Origin of the sequence: Mycolicibacterium palauense, assembly GCF_002592005.1 — a bacterium.
GTDB classification, from domain to species: Bacteria; Actinomycetota; Actinomycetes; order Mycobacteriales; family Mycobacteriaceae; genus Mycobacterium; species Mycobacterium palauense.
Window position 1 is genome coordinate 1 of record NZ_NVQF01000058.1, and the last position, 16,261, is coordinate 16,261.

14 protein-coding genes are annotated in these 16,261 nt (G+C 68.2%); 5 read left to right on the forward strand and 9 right to left on the reverse strand.

The genetic code is table 11. The features are described from left to right. Positions 1-123: 123 nt before the first annotated feature. Positions 124-963 carry a formate dehydrogenase accessory sulfurtransferase FdhD gene (fdhD, locus tag CSR00_RS20185; protein ID WP_099024211.1) on the reverse strand — a complete coding sequence of 280 codons (840 nt, stop codon included), beginning with the start codon at positions 961-963 and terminating at the stop codon, positions 124-126. After that, positions 951-3,305, reverse strand: a complete 2,355-nt coding sequence (locus CSR00_RS20190; protein ID WP_099024212.1) for an FdhF/YdeP family oxidoreductase — start codon at positions 3,303-3,305, stop codon at positions 951-953. The genes fdhD and CSR00_RS20190 overlap by 13 nt, the downstream gene beginning before the upstream one ends. Before the next feature lie 248 nt (positions 3,306-3,553). Here CSR00_RS20190 and CSR00_RS20195 point away from each other — a divergent pair, with 248 nt between their 5' ends. Together CSR00_RS20195 and CSR00_RS20200 are read left to right on the forward strand one after the other, a co-directional pair. Next, positions 3,554-3,946, forward strand: a complete 393-nt coding sequence (locus tag CSR00_RS20195) for a DUF732 domain-containing protein (RefSeq protein WP_099024213.1) — start codon at positions 3,554-3,556, stop codon at positions 3,944-3,946. 24 nt (positions 3,947-3,970) lie between these two features. Beyond that, the gene (locus CSR00_RS20200; RefSeq protein ID WP_099024214.1) at positions 3,971-4,462 is read left to right on the forward strand and encodes a DUF5078 domain-containing protein; all 492 of its coding nucleotides are present in this window, start codon (positions 3,971-3,973) and stop codon (positions 4,460-4,462) included. A gap of 84 nt (positions 4,463-4,546) precedes the next feature. On the opposite strand, the gene CSR00_RS20205 is transcribed toward CSR00_RS20200, so the two are convergent. After that, complete coding sequence (locus CSR00_RS20205; RefSeq protein WP_099024215.1) at positions 4,547-4,813, reverse strand: helix-turn-helix domain-containing protein; 267 nt, start codon at positions 4,811-4,813, stop codon at positions 4,547-4,549. Between the two features lie 95 nt (positions 4,814-4,908). On the opposite strand from CSR00_RS20205, the gene map reads away from it, so the two are divergent. Beyond that, positions 4,909-5,679 (forward strand): type I methionyl aminopeptidase, encoded by a 771-nt coding sequence (gene map / locus CSR00_RS20210; RefSeq protein WP_099024216.1) that lies wholly within the window; start codon positions 4,909-4,911, stop codon positions 5,677-5,679. A 25-nt stretch (positions 5,680-5,704) separates the two neighbouring features. On the opposite strand, the gene CSR00_RS20215 is transcribed toward map, so the two are convergent. From CSR00_RS20215 to CSR00_RS20225, 3 genes are all read right to left on the reverse strand, one after another. Then, the gene (locus CSR00_RS20215; protein ID WP_176562161.1) at positions 5,705-5,983 is read right to left on the reverse strand and encodes a hypothetical protein; all 279 of its coding nucleotides are present in this window, start codon (positions 5,981-5,983) and stop codon (positions 5,705-5,707) included. A 72-nt stretch (positions 5,984-6,055) separates the two neighbouring features. Further along, on the reverse strand, positions 6,056-8,950 hold the full coding sequence (locus CSR00_RS20220) for an MMPL/RND family transporter (protein WP_099024217.1): 2,895 nt from the start codon (positions 8,948-8,950) through the stop codon (positions 6,056-6,058). Further along, positions 8,947-9,372 (reverse strand): MmpS family transport accessory protein, encoded by a 426-nt coding sequence (locus CSR00_RS20225; RefSeq protein ID WP_099024218.1) that lies wholly within the window; start codon positions 9,370-9,372, stop codon positions 8,947-8,949. The genes CSR00_RS20220 and CSR00_RS20225 overlap by 4 nt, the downstream gene beginning before the upstream one ends. 627 nt (positions 9,373-9,999) lie before the next feature. On the opposite strand from CSR00_RS20225, the gene CSR00_RS20230 reads away from it, so the two are divergent. Both CSR00_RS20230 and CSR00_RS20235 read left to right on the forward strand, forming a co-directional pair. Next, on the forward strand, positions 10,000-12,174 hold the full coding sequence (locus tag CSR00_RS20230; protein ID WP_099024219.1) for a glutamine synthetase III family protein: 2,175 nt from the start codon (positions 10,000-10,002) through the stop codon (positions 12,172-12,174). Positions 12,175-12,330: 156 nt separating this feature from the next. Continuing rightward, positions 12,331-14,037, forward strand: a complete 1,707-nt coding sequence (locus CSR00_RS20235) for a metallophosphoesterase (protein WP_099024220.1) — start codon at positions 12,331-12,333, stop codon at positions 14,035-14,037. 12 nt (positions 14,038-14,049) lie between these two features. On the opposite strand, the gene CSR00_RS20240 is transcribed toward CSR00_RS20235, so the two are convergent. The 3 genes from CSR00_RS20240 to CSR00_RS30725 form a co-directional block, all read right to left on the reverse strand. After that, positions 14,050-15,843, reverse strand: a complete 1,794-nt coding sequence (locus CSR00_RS20240) for an FAD-binding oxidoreductase (protein WP_099024221.1) — start codon at positions 15,841-15,843, stop codon at positions 14,050-14,052. Positions 15,844-15,985: 142 nt separating this feature from the next. Further along, positions 15,986-16,108, reverse strand: a complete 123-nt coding sequence (locus tag CSR00_RS31590; RefSeq protein WP_281259743.1) for a hypothetical protein — start codon at positions 16,106-16,108, stop codon at positions 15,986-15,988. Beyond that, entirely contained in the window at positions 16,105-16,257 is a 153-nt protein-coding gene (locus tag CSR00_RS30725) for a hypothetical protein (protein WP_176562160.1), read from the reverse strand. The genes CSR00_RS31590 and CSR00_RS30725 overlap by 4 nt, the downstream gene beginning before the upstream one ends. Positions 16,258-16,261 lie beyond the last annotated feature (4 nt).

Sequence of the window (16,261 nt, forward strand, 5' to 3'; positions counted from 1 at the left end):
CACTCGCGAGGTGCCTTCCCGTCAGGATGATTGAACCCTAGAGAAGTCCAATTATCCCTTGCAGGACAGGCACTTTCGCTTATCTACACACCCTCACAGCCGACATTCCGCGAAAAATCTGGGCTAGTTACGGGTGACCCGGTCCGCCCGGGTGTAGACGTTCATGGATTCACCGCGCAGGAAGGCCACCAGCGTCAGGCCGGACTGGCCGGCCAGGTCCACGGCCAGCGACGAGGGCGCCGACACCGCGGCCAGCACCGGAATGCCGGCCATCACCGCCTTCTGCGTCAGCTCGAACGATGCGCGCCCGCTGACCAGCAGCACCGTGCCGCTCAGCGGGACCCGGCGATTCTCCAGCGCCCACCCGATCACCTTGTCGACCGCGTTGTGCCGGCCGATGTCCTCGCGCACCACCAGCTCGGCGCCGTCGGTGCCGAACAGGGCCGCGGCGTGCAGTCCGCCGGTGCGCGCGAACACCTTCTGCGCGGCGCGCAGCCGGTCGGGCATCGCCGAGAGCGTCTCGGCGGCGACGGTCGACGGGTCGTCGCCGGGGGCGTGGCGGCTGATCAGGCGGACCGCCTCCAGCGAGGCCTTGCCGCACACACCGCACGACGACGTCGTGTAGAAGTTGCGGGTCACATCGGTCTCGGGCGCCGGAACGTCGGGGGCCAGGGTCACGTCCAGCACGTTGTAGGTGTTCTGCGCTGCGCCGCCGCCGTCCTCGGTGGCCCCCCGGCAGTAGCGCACCGACACCACGTCGTCGCGTGCGGAGATCACTCCTTCGGTGAGCAGAAAGCCTTGCGCCAGTTCGACATCCGAGCCGGGGGTGCGCATGGTGACGGTCAGTGGCCGGCCGTTGACACGGATCTCCAGCGGCTCCTCGACGACGAGCGTCTCGGGCCGGTCGGCGGTGGCGTCGGCGGTCAGGTGGCTGACCCGCCGGCGTGCGGTCACCCGGCCCACGGCCCACCTTCGGAACGCGACGGCGGGGCCGGGTCCAGCCGGACGACGACGGCCTTGGACACCGGGGTGTTGGACTTGGCCGCCACGTGATCCAGCGGCACCAGCGGGTTGGTCTCGGGATAGTAGGCCGCGGCGTTGCCCACGGGCGTCGAGTAGGCGACGACGAGGAAGTCCTCGGCCCGCCGCTCCTCGGTGGTGCCGTCGGCGCGGGGGAACTCGGAGACCAGGTCCACCCGGGCCCCCTCGGACAGCCCCAGCGCGTCGATGTCGGCGGGATTGACGAAGACCACCCGTCGTCCGCCCTTGACCCCGCGGTAGCGGTCGTCGAGCCCGTAGATGGTGGTGTTGTACTGGTCGTGGCTGCGCAGCGTCTGCAGCACCAGGCGCCCCGGGGGGACCGGCACCCATTCCAGCGGGTTCACCGCGAAATTGGCTTTGCCTGTGTGGGTGGGGAATTCGCGGGCGTCGCGCGGCGGGTGGGGAAGCTGGAACCCGTCGGGCCGGCGGACCCGGATGTTGTAGTCCGCGCAGCCGGGCACCACGTCGGCGATCGCGTCGCGGACGCGGTCGTAGTCGGCGGCGAACCCCTCCCAGGGCACGGGGTGGTCGGGCCCCACCAGGGCGCGGGCGAGCTCGCAGACGATGGCCACCTCGCTGCGCAGGTGCTCGCTGGGTGGCTGCAGGGCGCCGCGGGACAGGTGCACCATCGACATCGAGTCCTCGACCGAGACCATCTGCTTGCCGCCGGCCTGCACGTCGCGATCGGTGCGTCCCAGCGTCGGCAGGATCAGGGCGCTGCGCCCGGTGACCAGGTGGCTGCGGTTGAGCTTGGTGGAGATCTGCACGGTCAGTGCGCAGCTGCGCAGCGCGTTCTCGGTGACGGTGGTGTCGGGGATCGCCGAGACGAAGTTGCCGCCCATGCCGATGAACACCGAGGCGCGCCCGTCGCGCATCGCGCGGATGGCGTCGACGGTGTCGTAGCCGTGCTGTCGGGGGGTGGTGATGCCGAAGCGGCGGTCCAGCGCGGCGTGGAAGCTCTCCGGCATCTTCTCCCAGATGCCCATGGTGCGGTCGCCCTGGACGTTGGAGTGCCCCCGCACCGGGCACACCCCGGCGCCGGGCTTGCCGATCATGCCGCGCAGCAGCAACAGGTTGGTGGCCTCGCCGATGGTGGCGACCGCGTGGTGGTGCTGGGTGAGGCCCATCGCCCAGCAGAACACCGTGCGCTGGGACCCGATCAGGGCCCGGGCCACCCGGTGCAGCTGCTCGATGCCGATCCCGGTGGCCTCGACGACAGTGTCGAGATCCACCGCGCGGGTCTGTCGTTCGTACTCGTCGAATCCGGCGCAGTGCGCGTCGATGAACTCGCGGTCGAGCACCGTGCCGGGGGCGGAGTCCTCGGCCTCCAGCAGGAGCCGGCCCAGCCCGGCGAAGAACGCCATGTCGCCGCCGAGACGGATCTGGACGAACTCGTCGGCGATCGCGACGCCGTCGCCGAGGACGCCGCGCACCTTCTGCGGATCCTTGAACCGCATCAGCCCGGCCTCGGGTAGGGGATTGACGGCGATGATCCGGGCGCCGTTGGCCTTGGCCTTCTCCAGCACCGAGAGCATCCGCGGGTGGTTGGTGCCCGGGTTCTGCCCGGCGATCAGGATGCAGTCGGCGTGCTCGACGTCGAGCACCGACACCGATCCCTTGCCGATGCCGATCGATTCCGACAGCGCCGTGCCCGACGACTCGTGGCACATGTTGGAGCAGTCCGGCAGGTTGTTGGTGCCGAAGCTGCGCACCAGCAGCTGGTAGAGGAACGCGGCCTCGTTGCTGGTGCGCCCGGAGGTGTAGAACACCGCCTCGTCGGGACCGGCCAGGCCGCGCAGGGTGTCGGCGATCAGCCGGTAGGCCCCGTCCCAGTCGATGGGGCGGTAGTGGGTGTCGCCGGGGTGCAGCACCATCGGATGGGTCAGCCGGCCCTGCTGGGACAGCCAGTACTCGGGTTGGCCGGCCAGCTCGGAGACCGGATGGCGGGCGAAGAACTCCGGCGTCACGACGCGTTTGGTGGCTTCCTCGGCCACCGCCTTGGCGCCGTTCTCGCAGAACTCGGCGAGCTTGCGGCCGCCGGGCTCCTCCGGCCAGGCGCAGCCGGGGCAGTCGAAGCCGTGGCGCTGGTTGAGCCGGGCCAGGGTGGCCGCGGTGCGGACGGGGCCCATCTCCTCGAACCCGCGCTGCATGGACACCAGCACGGCCCGGACGCCGGCGGCCTCGTGCTCACGGCCCGAGGTGACGACGGCGTGCTCGTAGAACGACGCGTCGATGTCGTGGTCGGGGTGTCGCCGGGTGCCCATGGGTTCAAGCCTAGGTCGGCGACGAAGCGGGCGAGGGACGAGTCCGCGAGGAGTCGGCCGGTGGTGTGGGGGTCGGCGACGAAGTCGGCGAGGGACGAGTCCAGCAAGGACGTCAGAGGAGTCGGCCGGTGGTGTGGGCGTCGGCGACTCTGTGGGCGGCGACTGAGTCCAAGAACACACACCACGGGCCGACAGTCGGGTACGAAGGGGGTGTGCCAATCAGAATTAGACGGGCTAAGATCATCCACATGAAACGTGCGATGATCGCGATCGCCGGCGCGGCCGCCGCCTTCGCTCTGGCGGCCCCCGGAACCGCACAGGCCGATCCGGACACCGACTTCAACAACGCGCTGCACATCCACGGGATCTACGGTCAGAAGGACTACAACGCCTGGATCGGCAAGATCGCGTGCAAGCGGCTGGCTCGCGGGCTCGACGCCGACGCCTACGCCTCGGCCAAGTTCGTGTCGATGCAGCTGGACAGGGACAGCACCACCGAGCAGGCGTGGCAGTTCCTCGGCCTCTCGATCCCCACCTACTGCCCGGACAAGCAGTACGTGCTCCAGGACGCCGCGGGCGGGCCCGCGGCGGCGCCACCGGCCGCGACGGGGCCGGCGCTGCCCGCCGAACAGGGCGCCTGACCCACCGAGCCACCAGGAGACAACATGGCTAACACCAAGCGATTCACCGGACGGCTGCGGGCGGGCGCGGTCGCGCTGGCCGTCAGCGCCGGCCTGGCCGCCGTGCCCGGCGTCGCCCACGCCGATGCCACCGAGGACTATCCGATTCCCAACCGGATGCTGCACACCACCTGCACCCTCGACCAGTACATGGCCGCCGCCCGTGACACCAGCCCGGTGTACTACGAGCGGTACATGATCGACTACAACAACCGACCCGCCGATGTGCAGAAGGGCGCGCGCGACCGGATCGCCTGGTTCTTCTCGCTGGACTACCCGGCCCGTCGGCAGTACTCGGAGAACACCGCCACCAACGTGTACTACGAGCAGATGGCCACCCACTGGGGCAACTGGGCCAAGCTCTTCTTCAACAACAAGGGTGTCGTCGCCCACGCGACCGATGTCTGCCACGAGTACCCGGCCACCGATCCCACCGTGTGGACCTGGATGCTGCCGGCTCCTCCACCACCCGCGTGATCTGACGGCGGGTCCGTTTCCCTTGGGTGGCGCTGGCCGCCTTCGGCGGTCGGTCGCGTTCGGCCGACGCGTCCGGTCGAGGTGCTAGCCGGCCTTCTGAACGTTCGGGTCGGGCAGGCAGATGCGCGCGAGGTCGTCGAGGGCGATGTCGAGAACGGCGGCAAGCGCGGCGACCGTAGTGAACGCGGGAGTGACCAATCTTCCGGTCTCGATCTTGCGGAGCGTCTCGGGTGAGATCGACGCCGCCTCGGCCACCTCGGCGAGCGTACGGTCGCCGCGGGCCTGGCGAAGGTAGGCGCCGAAGCGCTTGCCGTCGGCGCGTTGCTGCGGCGTCAAGGGGGATCGCACCATGCGAACAGAGTACGTCACACCGGTATGAAAATACCGAACTCTCCCGCTAGTCTGGTATTTCTATACCGGTTTCGGCGAGGATGTGGAGCACGCGCATGGTGGAGTTGAAGACGCCGCGGGAGATCGAATCGATGCGGACAACCGGCTCCTTCGTCGCCGAGATACTCGACGACCTGCAATCGCGGGCGCGGGTAGGGGTGAACCTGCTCGACCTCGAACACCGGGCCCGGACGCTGATCGACCGTCGCGGCGCGGTGTCCTGCTATTGGGACTACGCGCCGTCCTTCGGCTCCGGCCCCTTCCGGAACGTCATCTGTCTGTCCGTCAACGATGCGGTGCTGCACGGCCTGCCGCACTACTACGTGCTGCGCGACGGGGATCTGCTGAGCATGGATATCGCGGTGTCCATCGACGGTTGGGTGGCAGACTCGGCGCGCAGCTTGATCGTCGGCATGCCTCGCGCCGAAGACCGGCGCCTGATCGAGGCCACCGAACGCGCACTCGCGGCCGGCATCGACGCTGCGCGCCCCGGTCACCGTCTCGGAGACATCTCCGCGGCGATAGGCTCGGTCGCCGCGGACTACGGCTACCCGGTCAACACGGAGTTCGGGGGCCACGGGCTCGGCCGAACCATGCACGAGGACCCCCACGTCCCCAACCGGGGGCGCGCCGGCCGCGGCCTGGTACTGCGGCCCGGCCTGACCCTGGCGCTGGAGCCCTGGTTCGCCCGCGGAACCGACAGGATCGTCTACGACCCCGACGGCTGGACCATCCGGTCGGCCGACGGTTCGCGCACCGCCCACAGCGAACACACCATCGCCGTCACCGACGACGAGGCGCAGATTCTGACCCGTCGCGCGGAGTGAGCCCCGCCGCCGATCGGGCTCGGGCTTAACCCCCGCCGGTCACCGGATTCGACGTCAGCGGAATGAACCCGCCGTTGATCCACACACCCCAACGGCCGCCCCAGCCCGAGATCCAGACGACGGGCTGGCCCTCCCAGAACTCGGCGGGCTTCGGCGGCGCCCAGGGCGGGGGCACCTCACCCATCGCGGGCGGCGGCGGGGGAGGCGGCTCCGCGCCGGCGGTTGCGGCACCCAGTCCCAGCGCCGCCGCGGTGAGCCCGCCGGCGACGGCCAATGCCGAGAACGCGGTCCTGATCGAGGTCATGAGCATGCCTCCTGGGTTGGCGAACGATGAGATGTGTTGTGCTGCATGGTGTCCCGACTCTTTGCCGCCCGGTCAGACCGAGGCTTCGTCCTTGGGTTTGGGTGGTGACGGCCAGGGCGCCGGCACCGGGCGCTGGCGGACATTCTGCGGCCACCAGAACCACTTGCCCAGCAGCGCCGCGATCGCCGGCGTCATGAACGACCGGATGACCAGTGTGTCGAACAGCAGGCCCAGACCGATCGTGGTGCCGACCTGCCCGATCACCGCCAGTTCGCTGACCGCCATCGACATCATCGTGAACGCGAACACCAGGCCGGCCGAGGTGACCACCGAGCCACTGCCGCCCATCGCCCGGATGATGCCGGTGTTGAGCCCGGCGTGTATCTCCTCTTTCATGCGGGAGACCAGCAGCAGGTTGTAGTCCGCGCCGACGGCCAACAGCACGATCACCGCCATCGCCAGCACCATCCAGTGCAGTTCGAGGCCGATGATGTGCTGCCACACCAGCACCGACAGGCCGAACGAGGCGCCCAGCGACAGCACGACCGTGCCCACGATCACCGCCGAGGCCACGATGCTGCGGGTGATGATCAGCATGATGATGAAGATCAGCCCGAGCGCGGCGATACCGGCGATCATCAGGTCGTAGTTGGCGCCCTCCTGCATGTCCTTGAAGGTCGACGCGGTCCCGCCGAGGTAGATCTTGGAGCCTTCGAGCGGGGTGCCCTTGATCGCCTCCTTGGCGGCCTCCTTGATGGCGTCGATGTGTTTGATGCCCTCCGGGCTCATCGGGTCGCCCTCGTGGCTGATGATGAAGCGCACCGACTTGCCGTCCGGCGACAGGAACATCTTCATGCCGCGCTTGAAGTCCGGGTTGTCGAACGTTTCCGGCGGCAGGTAGAACGAGTCGTCGTTCTTCGAGGCGTCGAAGGCCTGTCCCATGGCCTCCGAGTTCTCCTGCATGGCCTCCATCTGCTGCTGCATGCCGTTCTGCGTGGCATACATGGTCAGCATCATGTCCTTCATGCGTTTCATGGTGTCGATCATCGACGGCATCAGCGCGACCATCTGCGGCATCAGGGTGTCCAGGTGCTTCATGTCCGGGAGCAGATCCTGGATGTCGTCGGTCATGGTGTCGATACCGTCGAGGGTGTCGAAGATCGACCGGATCGCCCAGCACGCCGGGATGTCGTAACAGTGCGGTTCCCAATAGAAGTAGTTGCGCAGCGGCCGGAAGAAGTCGTCGAAGTTCGCGATGTTGTCGCGGAGCTCGGCGACGTCGACGGTCATGTTCTCCATCTTGGTGACCATGCTGTGCGTGGTCGCCGCCATCTCCTTGGTGATGGAGTTCATCTTCTCCATCGTGTCGACGGTGGTCTGCATGTCATCGGCCTGGACCAGCATGTCCTTCATCCGGTCGGATAGGTACTTCTGGTTCATCTTCTGGGTGGTGCCCTGCATGCTGATCTGGAACGGGATAGAGGTGTGCTCGATCGGCGTGCCCTGCGGCCTGGTGATGGCCTGCACCCGCCCGACACCGGGGACGTCGAAGATCTCCTTGGCGATCTTGTTGATCACCAGGAAGTCCGCCGAGTTGCGCAGGTCGTGGTCGGTCTCGACGAGTAGCAGCTCGGGGTTCATCCGGGCCTGCGGGAAGTGCCGGTCGGCCGCGGCATAGCCGACGTTGGCCGGCAGGTCGGCCGGCAGGTAGTCGCGGTCGTTGTAGTTGGTGCGGTAGCCGGGCAGCGTGAGCAGGCCGACCAGCGACAGCGCGATCGTGGCGACCAAGATCGGTCCCGGCCAGCGAACCACCGCCGCGCCGACCTTGCGCCAGCCGCGGACCCGCATCGCCCGCTTGGGTTCCAGGGTCTTGCCGAACCGGCTGGCCACCGTGATGATGGCGGCGCCCAGCGTCAGTGCGCACAGCACCACCGTGGTCATGCCGACCGCCAGCGGGATGCCCAGCGACTTGAAGTACGGCAGGTTCGTGAAGTGCAGGCAGAACGTCGCGCCGGCGATCGTCAGACCGGAGCCCATGATGACGTGGGCCGTGCTGCCGAACATGGTGTAGTAGGCGCGTTCGCGGCTTTCCCCGGCGCCCCGCGCCTCCTGATATCGCCCGATCAGGAAGATCGCGTAGTCGGTCGAGGCCGCGATCGCCAGCGTCACCAGGAGGTTGGTGGCGAACGTGGAGAGGCCGATGATCTCGTAGTAACCGAGGAACGCCACGACGCCGCGCGCCGCCGAGAGCGACAGCACCACCAGCAGCAGCGTGAGGATCACCGTGATGATCGACCGGTACACCAGTAGCAGCATCACGATGATGACGGTGAACGTCAGCGCCTCGATCATGTTCATGCTGCGGTCGCCGGCGATGTGCTGGTCGGCGGCGATCGCCGACGGGCCCGTCACGTACGCCTTGACGCCCGGGGGCGGCTGCACGCTGTTGACGATGTTTTGGACGGCCTCGACCGACTCGTTGGCCAGCGCCTCGCCCTGGTTACCGGCCAGGTAGGCCTGCACGTAGGCGGCCTTGCCGTCGGCGCTCTGGGCGCCCGAGGCGGTCAGCGGATCGCTCCAGAAGTCCTGGACGTGCTCGACGTGCTTGGTGTCGGCCTCGAGCTTCTTGATCAGCTCGTCGTAGTAGGCGTGCGCGGGGTCGCCCAGCGGCTGCTGGCCCTCCAGCACGATCATCGCCGAGCTGTTGGACTTGAACTCGTCGAAGACCTCGCCGACCCGTTTCATGGCGATCATCGAGGGCGCCTGATCGGGGGTCATCGACACCGAGCGCATTTGCCCAACCGTCTCCAGCTGCGGGACGATGACGTTGAGCACGACGATCACGGCAACCCACGCGAGGATGATCGGGATCGCCAGCCGGCGGATCCATTTGGCGATCCCCGACGGCCGGGAGTGCTTGTCGACCGGCAGCGCGTCGGTGGGGGCGTTGTTCGTGTGTTCGCTCATGCGGATTTCACCAAGCAGAAGGTCTGGGCGTTGAGGCCCGTCGAGGTCCGTTCGTCCTTGACTTCATCGTCGACGGTGATCCGGCAGGTGATCGTGTTGCCGTCGCCCTGCGCGACGACGTTCGGGAAGACCGACGGGGCGGTGCTCTCCAGCGTCAGCGTCCAGGGCAGCGATGCCCCGTTGACGCTCTGCGGCTTCGCGTCGAGGTCGAGGTAGTTGATGTCTGCGTAGGAGCCGTCACCCCAGATCTCGTACTTGACGACCTTGGGATTGAACGGCTCCGTGTCGGCGAACACGACCGAGCCGCCGGTGTTGTCGCCACTGCCGAAGAAGGTGCGGATCCGCATGACGGTGAAGCCGGCGATGACCACCACAATCACGATGACCAGCGGTATCCACACTCGTTTAAGCAGTTTGAAAATGGGAAACCTCCTGGAGGCGTCGGTCTCTCAGCTAACGGGCGGTCGATGTGTTGTCGAGGGTGGGACGGCGGCGGCCGCAGGCCTCTCGAGCCCGCCGTCCCTTCTTCATCGCTGCATTACCCTACCGACCCGTGTCACGGAACCGATTAGACCATATAACAGAGTTGCGACCTTAATCGGGGCGAACGTTCCGCTGAAGCGGTCCGCCCGTCGGGGGGTGGCCGGCCTACGCGGCTCTGCTGGCGTGGTCAGGGACGCGGGGCGACGCAGGTCACAGGGACGCGAGTTCAGTGACCTGGGTCACAATACCTCCTGTCGGCGCTCGGACCGTCTCGATTCGATCTGTTTGCTACGTGAGGGTGGACGCCACCCCCGTCCTAGCTAGCCGTCCCAGCCCCATGCCTGCGGCCCGGTCATTCGTGTGGTCATTTTTTCGTCATTGGTTCGGTCGCGGCATGGTCACTGTGCGGTCATTGTGCGCTGAGGCGGGGCCCAGCGCCCGTAACCGCCGCATTATGCCGTTGACGTCGGTGTAACAGGTTTGCCATCGAACGTTCCTAGTGTGGGTCGGTCGAATCTCCGCGAACTCCGCGGTCCAGCGCACGATAAGCACGATAAGGAAGTCCATTGAGCGGAAATGCTGCCCGGCTGCAGGCGATCAACAACGTCGAGTCCTACGAGCCACCGGCGTTCACCTTCGATCCGGCCGAGCCGCCGGGATCGATCTTCGGGATGAACGTGTTCACCAAGGCCGAGATGCAGCTGCGTCTGCCCAAGTCGGTTTACAAGTCGGTCGTCGCGACCATCGAGAAGGGGGCCAAGCTCGATCCGGCGGTTGCCGACGCGGTGGCCTCGGCGATGAAGGACTGGGCGCTGTCGAAGGGCGCGACCCACTACGCCCACGTCTTCTACCCGATGACGGGCCTGACCGCCGAGAAGCACGACAGCTTCCTCGAGCCGGTTTCCGACGGGCAGACTCTGGCCGAGTTCGCGGGCAAAACCCTCATCCAGGGCGAGCCCGACGCGTCGAGCTTCCCGTCGGGCGGACTGCGCAGCACCTTCGAGGCCCGCGGATACACCGGCTGGGACGTCACCAGCCCGGCCTACATCCTGGAGAACCCGAACGGCAACACGCTGTGCATCCCGACGGTCTTCGTCTCGATGACCGGTGAGGCGCTGGACTACAAGACCCCGCTGCTGCGCAGCCAGCAGGCGATGGGCGCGCAGGCCGCGCGCATCCTGACGTTGTTCGGACACAAGAACTTCGACCACATCGTGTCGTTCTGCGGTCCCGAGCAGGAGTACTTCCTGGTCGACCGGCACTTCTTCCTGGCGCGGCCCGACCTGATCAACGCCGGGCGCACCCTGTTCGGCGCCAAACCCCCCAAGGGCCAGGAGTTCGACGACCATTACTTCGGCGCGGTGCCCGATCGCGTGCTGGCGTTCATGATGGACACCGAGCGCGAGCTCTTCAAGCTGGGCATTCCCGCCAAGACCCGGCACAACGAGGTGGCCCCCGGCCAGTTCGAGGTGGCCCCGATGTTCGAGCGCGCCAACATCGCCGCCGACCACCAGCAGCTGCTGATGACGGTGTTCCGCAAGGTCGCGCAGAAGCACGGCATGGAGTGTCTGTTCCACGAGAAGCCGTTCGCCGGCGTCAACGGTTCGGGCAAGCACGTCAACTTCTCGATGGGCAACTCGCAGTTCGGCAGCCTGCTGGTGCCCGGTGACACCCCGCACGAGAACGCCCAGTTCCTGGTGTTCTGCGCCGCGGTGATCCGTGCCGTGCACAAGTTCGCCGGCCTGTTGCGGGTGTCGGTGGCGTCGGCCACCAACGATCATCGCCTGGGCGCCAACGAGGCGCCGCCGGCCATCATCTCGATCTTCCTCGGCGCGCAGCTGGCCGACGTGTTCGAGCAGATCGCCAAGGGCGCGGCGACGTCGTCGAAGGGCAAGGGTTCGATGATCATCGGCGTCGACACCCTGCCGGACCTGCCGACCGACCCGGGCGACCGCAACCGCACCAGCCCGTTCGCGTTCACCGGCAACCGGTTCGAGTTCCGCGCCCCGGGCTCGGGCCAGACCATCAACGTGCCGATGATCATCCTGAACACGATCATGGCCGACTCGCTGGACTACATGGCCACCGTGCTGGAGACCGCCGTCGCCGCCGGGGAGGATTTCGACTCCGCGGTGCAGAAGCTGCTCACCGACATCATCACCGAGCACGGCGCGGTGGTGTTCAACGGTGACGGCTACTCGGAGAACTGGCAGATCGAGGCCGCCGAGCGCGGCCTGCCGAACCTCAAGACCACCATCGACGCCATCCCGGAGCTCGCGACGCCGGAAGCCATCGAGGTGTTCGAGAAATACGGCGTCTTCAGTGCCCGCGAGCTGCACAGCCGTGTCGAGGTGCGCTACGAGACCTACGCCCTGACCGTCGGTGTCGAGGCCAAGCTGACCCTGGAACTCGGCTCGACGGTGATCCTGCCCGCGGCGATCCGCTACCAGACCGAGCTGGCGCAGAACGTGGCGGCGCTCAAGGCGGCCGGTGTCGAGCCCGATATGGCCGCGCTGACGTCGGTGTCGACGACCGTCTCGGAGCTTTCCGGCGCGCTGGCGGCGCTCAAGACGGCGATGGGCACCCACGGCGGCGATTCCGCCGTCGAGGAGGCCAAGCATGCCCAGAGCCTGCTGCCGTTGATGGAGGCCGTCCGGGCGGCCGCCGACAGCCTGGAGGGCACCGTCGCCGACGACCTGTGGTCGCTGCCCACCTACCAGGAGATGCTCTACATCCTCTGAGCTTCGACCTCCGAGCGAACTTCTGGCCGGCCCCGATCTCGGGGCCGGCCAGAGGCCGAATGGGCTCCGCCTGACCCACGCCTGAATGTTCACGCCGAATTCCCCGATCGTTCGGCACCCCGCGCGGACGCGCCGCCGGGCCTGCGCCACTATCCAATGGTGCCCACACCGCGCCCGAGCGCCCCGGGGGATGTTCCCCAGACCGGCATCCCGCCACAGCTGGCCGGCCGTATGACCATGGCCGAACAGCACGAGTGGCACCGGTCCTATCTGCGTCGCCACCCCGTGTCGAGGCGCAACTTCCTGCGCGGGTCGGCGGCCCTGGCGGCGGTCACCGCGGTGGGGGTCTCACCGTTCGGTCGCCGCGCCTACGCGCAGGACGCCCCCCTGGCAGTGGCGAACCGCCGGGTCGGGTACGGGGCCGACGCCTCCAGCCAACTGCGGTTCGCCGCACAGCTGTCCGGGAATCCCGGCGATGTCAGGGTCTTCCTGGACCACGGACCCACCCCGGCCCTGGGAGCGAGCACCGAGGCCGAGATCCGCAACCTGATCACCCAGATCCCCGACAGCCGCGGCGGAGTGCTGGCCGCCGAACAGTTCTATGCCCACGCGCCCGTCGACGGGCTGGCCGGCCGCACACCGCACTTCTACCGGTGGCGCACCCAGGACGGCTTCGTCGGCGACATCGTCTCGGCGTCCACCGCCATGCCGAGCGCACGCGACGCGCTGGCGCCGTTCCGGTTCACGATGATGGGGGATCAGGGCACCGACGAGACCCCGCTGCTGCCACCGGGTCTGGCACCCGGCGACTACGACGACAAGTACTACAAGCCCGACAACGACCCCGCCGTGCCGCACACCGACAACGTCTTGCGTCAGATCATCGCGTCGCGCCCCGACTTCCACGTGCTCGCCGGGGATATCGCCTACGCCGACCCCTCCGGCATGGGCAGGTCGCCGATGTTCGTGCCGTCGGGAGCTAAGAGCCCCAGCGGTTTCGACAGGTTCAATCCGTACGTGTGGGACGTTTACCTGGGGTCGATCGAAGCCAGCGCGTCGACGACGCCGTGGATGTTCGCCACCGGCAACCACGACATGGAGGCCGCCTACCCCGTTCACGGCTACGGCGGACATCTGGCGCGCCTGGACTTCCCGGACAACGGCCCGGCGCCGTGTCCGTCGGTGTACTCGTTCGTCTACGGCAATGTCGCCGTGCTGTCGTTGGACGCCAACGACGTCAGCTATGAGATCACCGCCAACACCGGGTATTCCCATGGCGCACAGAACACCTGGGTGGCCCAGAGGCTGGCCGCGCACCGCGCCGACCCCGCCGTCGACTTCATCGTCTGCTTCTTCCACCACTGCGCCTACTCGACCGTCGAGGCGCACGCCAGCGACGGCGGCGTGCGCGCGGCGTGGTGCGAGCTGTTCGACCGCTACCGCGTCGACCTGGTGCTGCAGGGCCACAACCACGCCTTCGAGCGCTCGGACCCGATTCGGGCCGGGACACCGACGGCCGTGGCCGCCGACTACGCGACGGTCCATCCCGAGACCGAAGGCACCCTGTACTACACCGTGGGCAGTGGCGGGCGACCGCGCTACACCTTTGCGCCCGGTGAGCTGCAGTCCTACCGCGGCCACGAGATCCCCGATACGTTCGTGCCCAACAGCTACGTCTGGACCGCCGACGGGGACAAGCAGCAGGAGGCCGTTGGGTGGTCGCGGGTGCGGTTTCTCGACTACGCCTTCATCCGGGTGGACGTGCGGCCGGGCCGGCTCGTCAGTGAGATGGACGTGGTGGCCGTCGACGAGTACGGCCGAGAGTTCGACACGCTGACGCTGCGCCGCCGGGTGCGTGCCTGAGTCGGGAGGCGGCTATTCGCTGCCGACGCCGTGATGGACGTGAAACAGGTTGTCGGGGTCGACTTTGCGTTTGATCGCGAGCAGCCGCTCGTAGTTCGGCCCCCAGAACGTCTGCTGCCAGTCCGGTTCGAAGTAGTCGGCCTCGTTGGAGTAGGTGCCCGCGCCGGGGGTCGCCGCGCGGATGATCCCGATCGCCCTGTTGGTCACCTCCGCGTCCCTGCGCGCCGCATCGAGGTCGGGCTCGTGGCCGGGAACCCCGGGGTAGGCGGTCTGCTGGCGCGAGCCGACCGTGGCGAAGGCGGCGGCATCCAGGCAGGCGGGGTTGAGGCTGGTCCTGCGTTCGCGCGCCAGCACCTCCTCCGACGCCCCGGCCAGCCCCTTGTTGACGTGCAGGGTGACCCGGGCCAGCCGCGTCGCCGCGAACAGGGTGTCGGTGAGATCGTCGGGGGTGTCGCGGAACATCCCCTGCGGGATCCACCGGGACAGATAGGTGACGATGAACTGCGACACCTCGCCCTGGTTGCTCGTCCACCAGAACTGCGCGGGCGGCTGCCCGGGACGGGGGTCGAGGGTGACCAGGCCGGGCTCGACCCGCTCCCAGTACTCGGGATTCCACAGGTCCCGGAAGGGATGGGTGCTGAAGTCCAGATCGACCTCGGCGACCCCGTCGGCCCGCAGCGCCGCGGTGAACGGCTCCCACACCGCGCGCGCCTGCTCGGTGGTCAGGTCCAACCAGACCATCGACAGGTCGAGGGTGTTCTCGGGCTGGATGGCGATCTGCTCGCCCCAGGACCCGTCGGTGAGGGTGGGGAAGAACCTGACGAAGCGGCCCAGCAGCTCGCGGAATGCGTCCTCTCCGGCCGCGGTGATGGTGCCGCTCAACGCGCCGACGGTCTGCGGAATCGGGTGGGCAAGATAGGTGATGCGGCTGACGATGCCGAAGGTGCTGCCGCCACCGCCCTTCAGCGCCCAGAACAGGTCGCTGTCCTGGTACTCGTTGACGGTGCGCACCTGGCCGTCGGCGGTCACCACCTCCATCTCCAGCACGCCCCCGGCGCCGCTGCCGAAGCGCTTCGAGAAGTTGCCGAACCCGCTGCCGAGGGTGAACCCGCCGCAGGCGCCCACCGAGGTGCACCCGCCGCCCTGAACGTAGACGTCGTGGGCGGTGGCGGTCTGGTAGACCTCCAGCCATCGCGCTCCCGCGGCGGCGCTGACCGCCGGGGTGGGCGGGGTGTCGGGGCTCGCCCCCGCGGGCCGGAACTCGGGGTCGAAGCCGACATCGCGCATGTTGTGCGTCCACACCAGCAGCGAGTCGGCCGCGTTGTTGCGTCCCAGGTAGTCGTGGCCGGTGCCCTTGACGGCCAGCCGCACGCCCTTGTCCCGGGCGAAGTTCACCGCCGCCGCGATGTCGTCGGCGTTCTGCGCCGCGACGGCGTACGGGCTGACCTGGTTCTCCCAGGCGTCGAGGTAGCCGTTGGTCTGCAGCGCGCCGGGCTGCTCCTCGATCCAGAACGGATTCTTGAGGTTGGTCAGCACCGAGGAACACGCGTCGCTGGATGCGTCGGCGCGGCAGGGGGCCAGCGGGGGATCGACGGCGATCAGGCGGCCGCCGACCCGTTCTCGCAGTGCCGCCCATTCGTCCTGGCTCGGCAGTCCGGCCGGCGGGGTCGAGCCCGCCGCCGGGGTGGCCGGTCCGCCGTCGCCGGCCGAGGAACAGGCGGTGAGCACCGCCAATGCCGACGCGGCCGACGCCCCGCTGAGGAAGCCGCGCCGCGAGATCATCGAGAATTCCCGTTCGCTTGCCATGTCGGCGCAGCGTAGCGAGCCGTGTTCGTGACGGGACGGCAATGGCGAAATGCGTTGACACTCGCCGAGACTGCAGGTTCTGGCGACCCTACTCGCGAAACGTGTTCAGAACCTGCGGCTTCGGCGCCACCCCGGGGTGGGGTCAGCGGTCGGACGGGCGGATCAGCGGGCGCTGCACCTTCTTCCAGTCGGGGTAGCCCCGGTGGGCCCGCTGGGTGGACTCCACCGCAGCCAACGCGCTGGCGTCGGAGGCCGACGTGGTCATCGGGATCGGCACCGCGACAGCGGTTTGAACGCGTCGTTGACGGTCACGTCCCCGGAGTCGGGCCACTCGAGCTCCCGCAGGACCGGCGCGCTGACCCGGGTGGCGAAGGTGTCGGCCGGCGCCGTCGAGAACGACTGTGCTCCGACCACCACA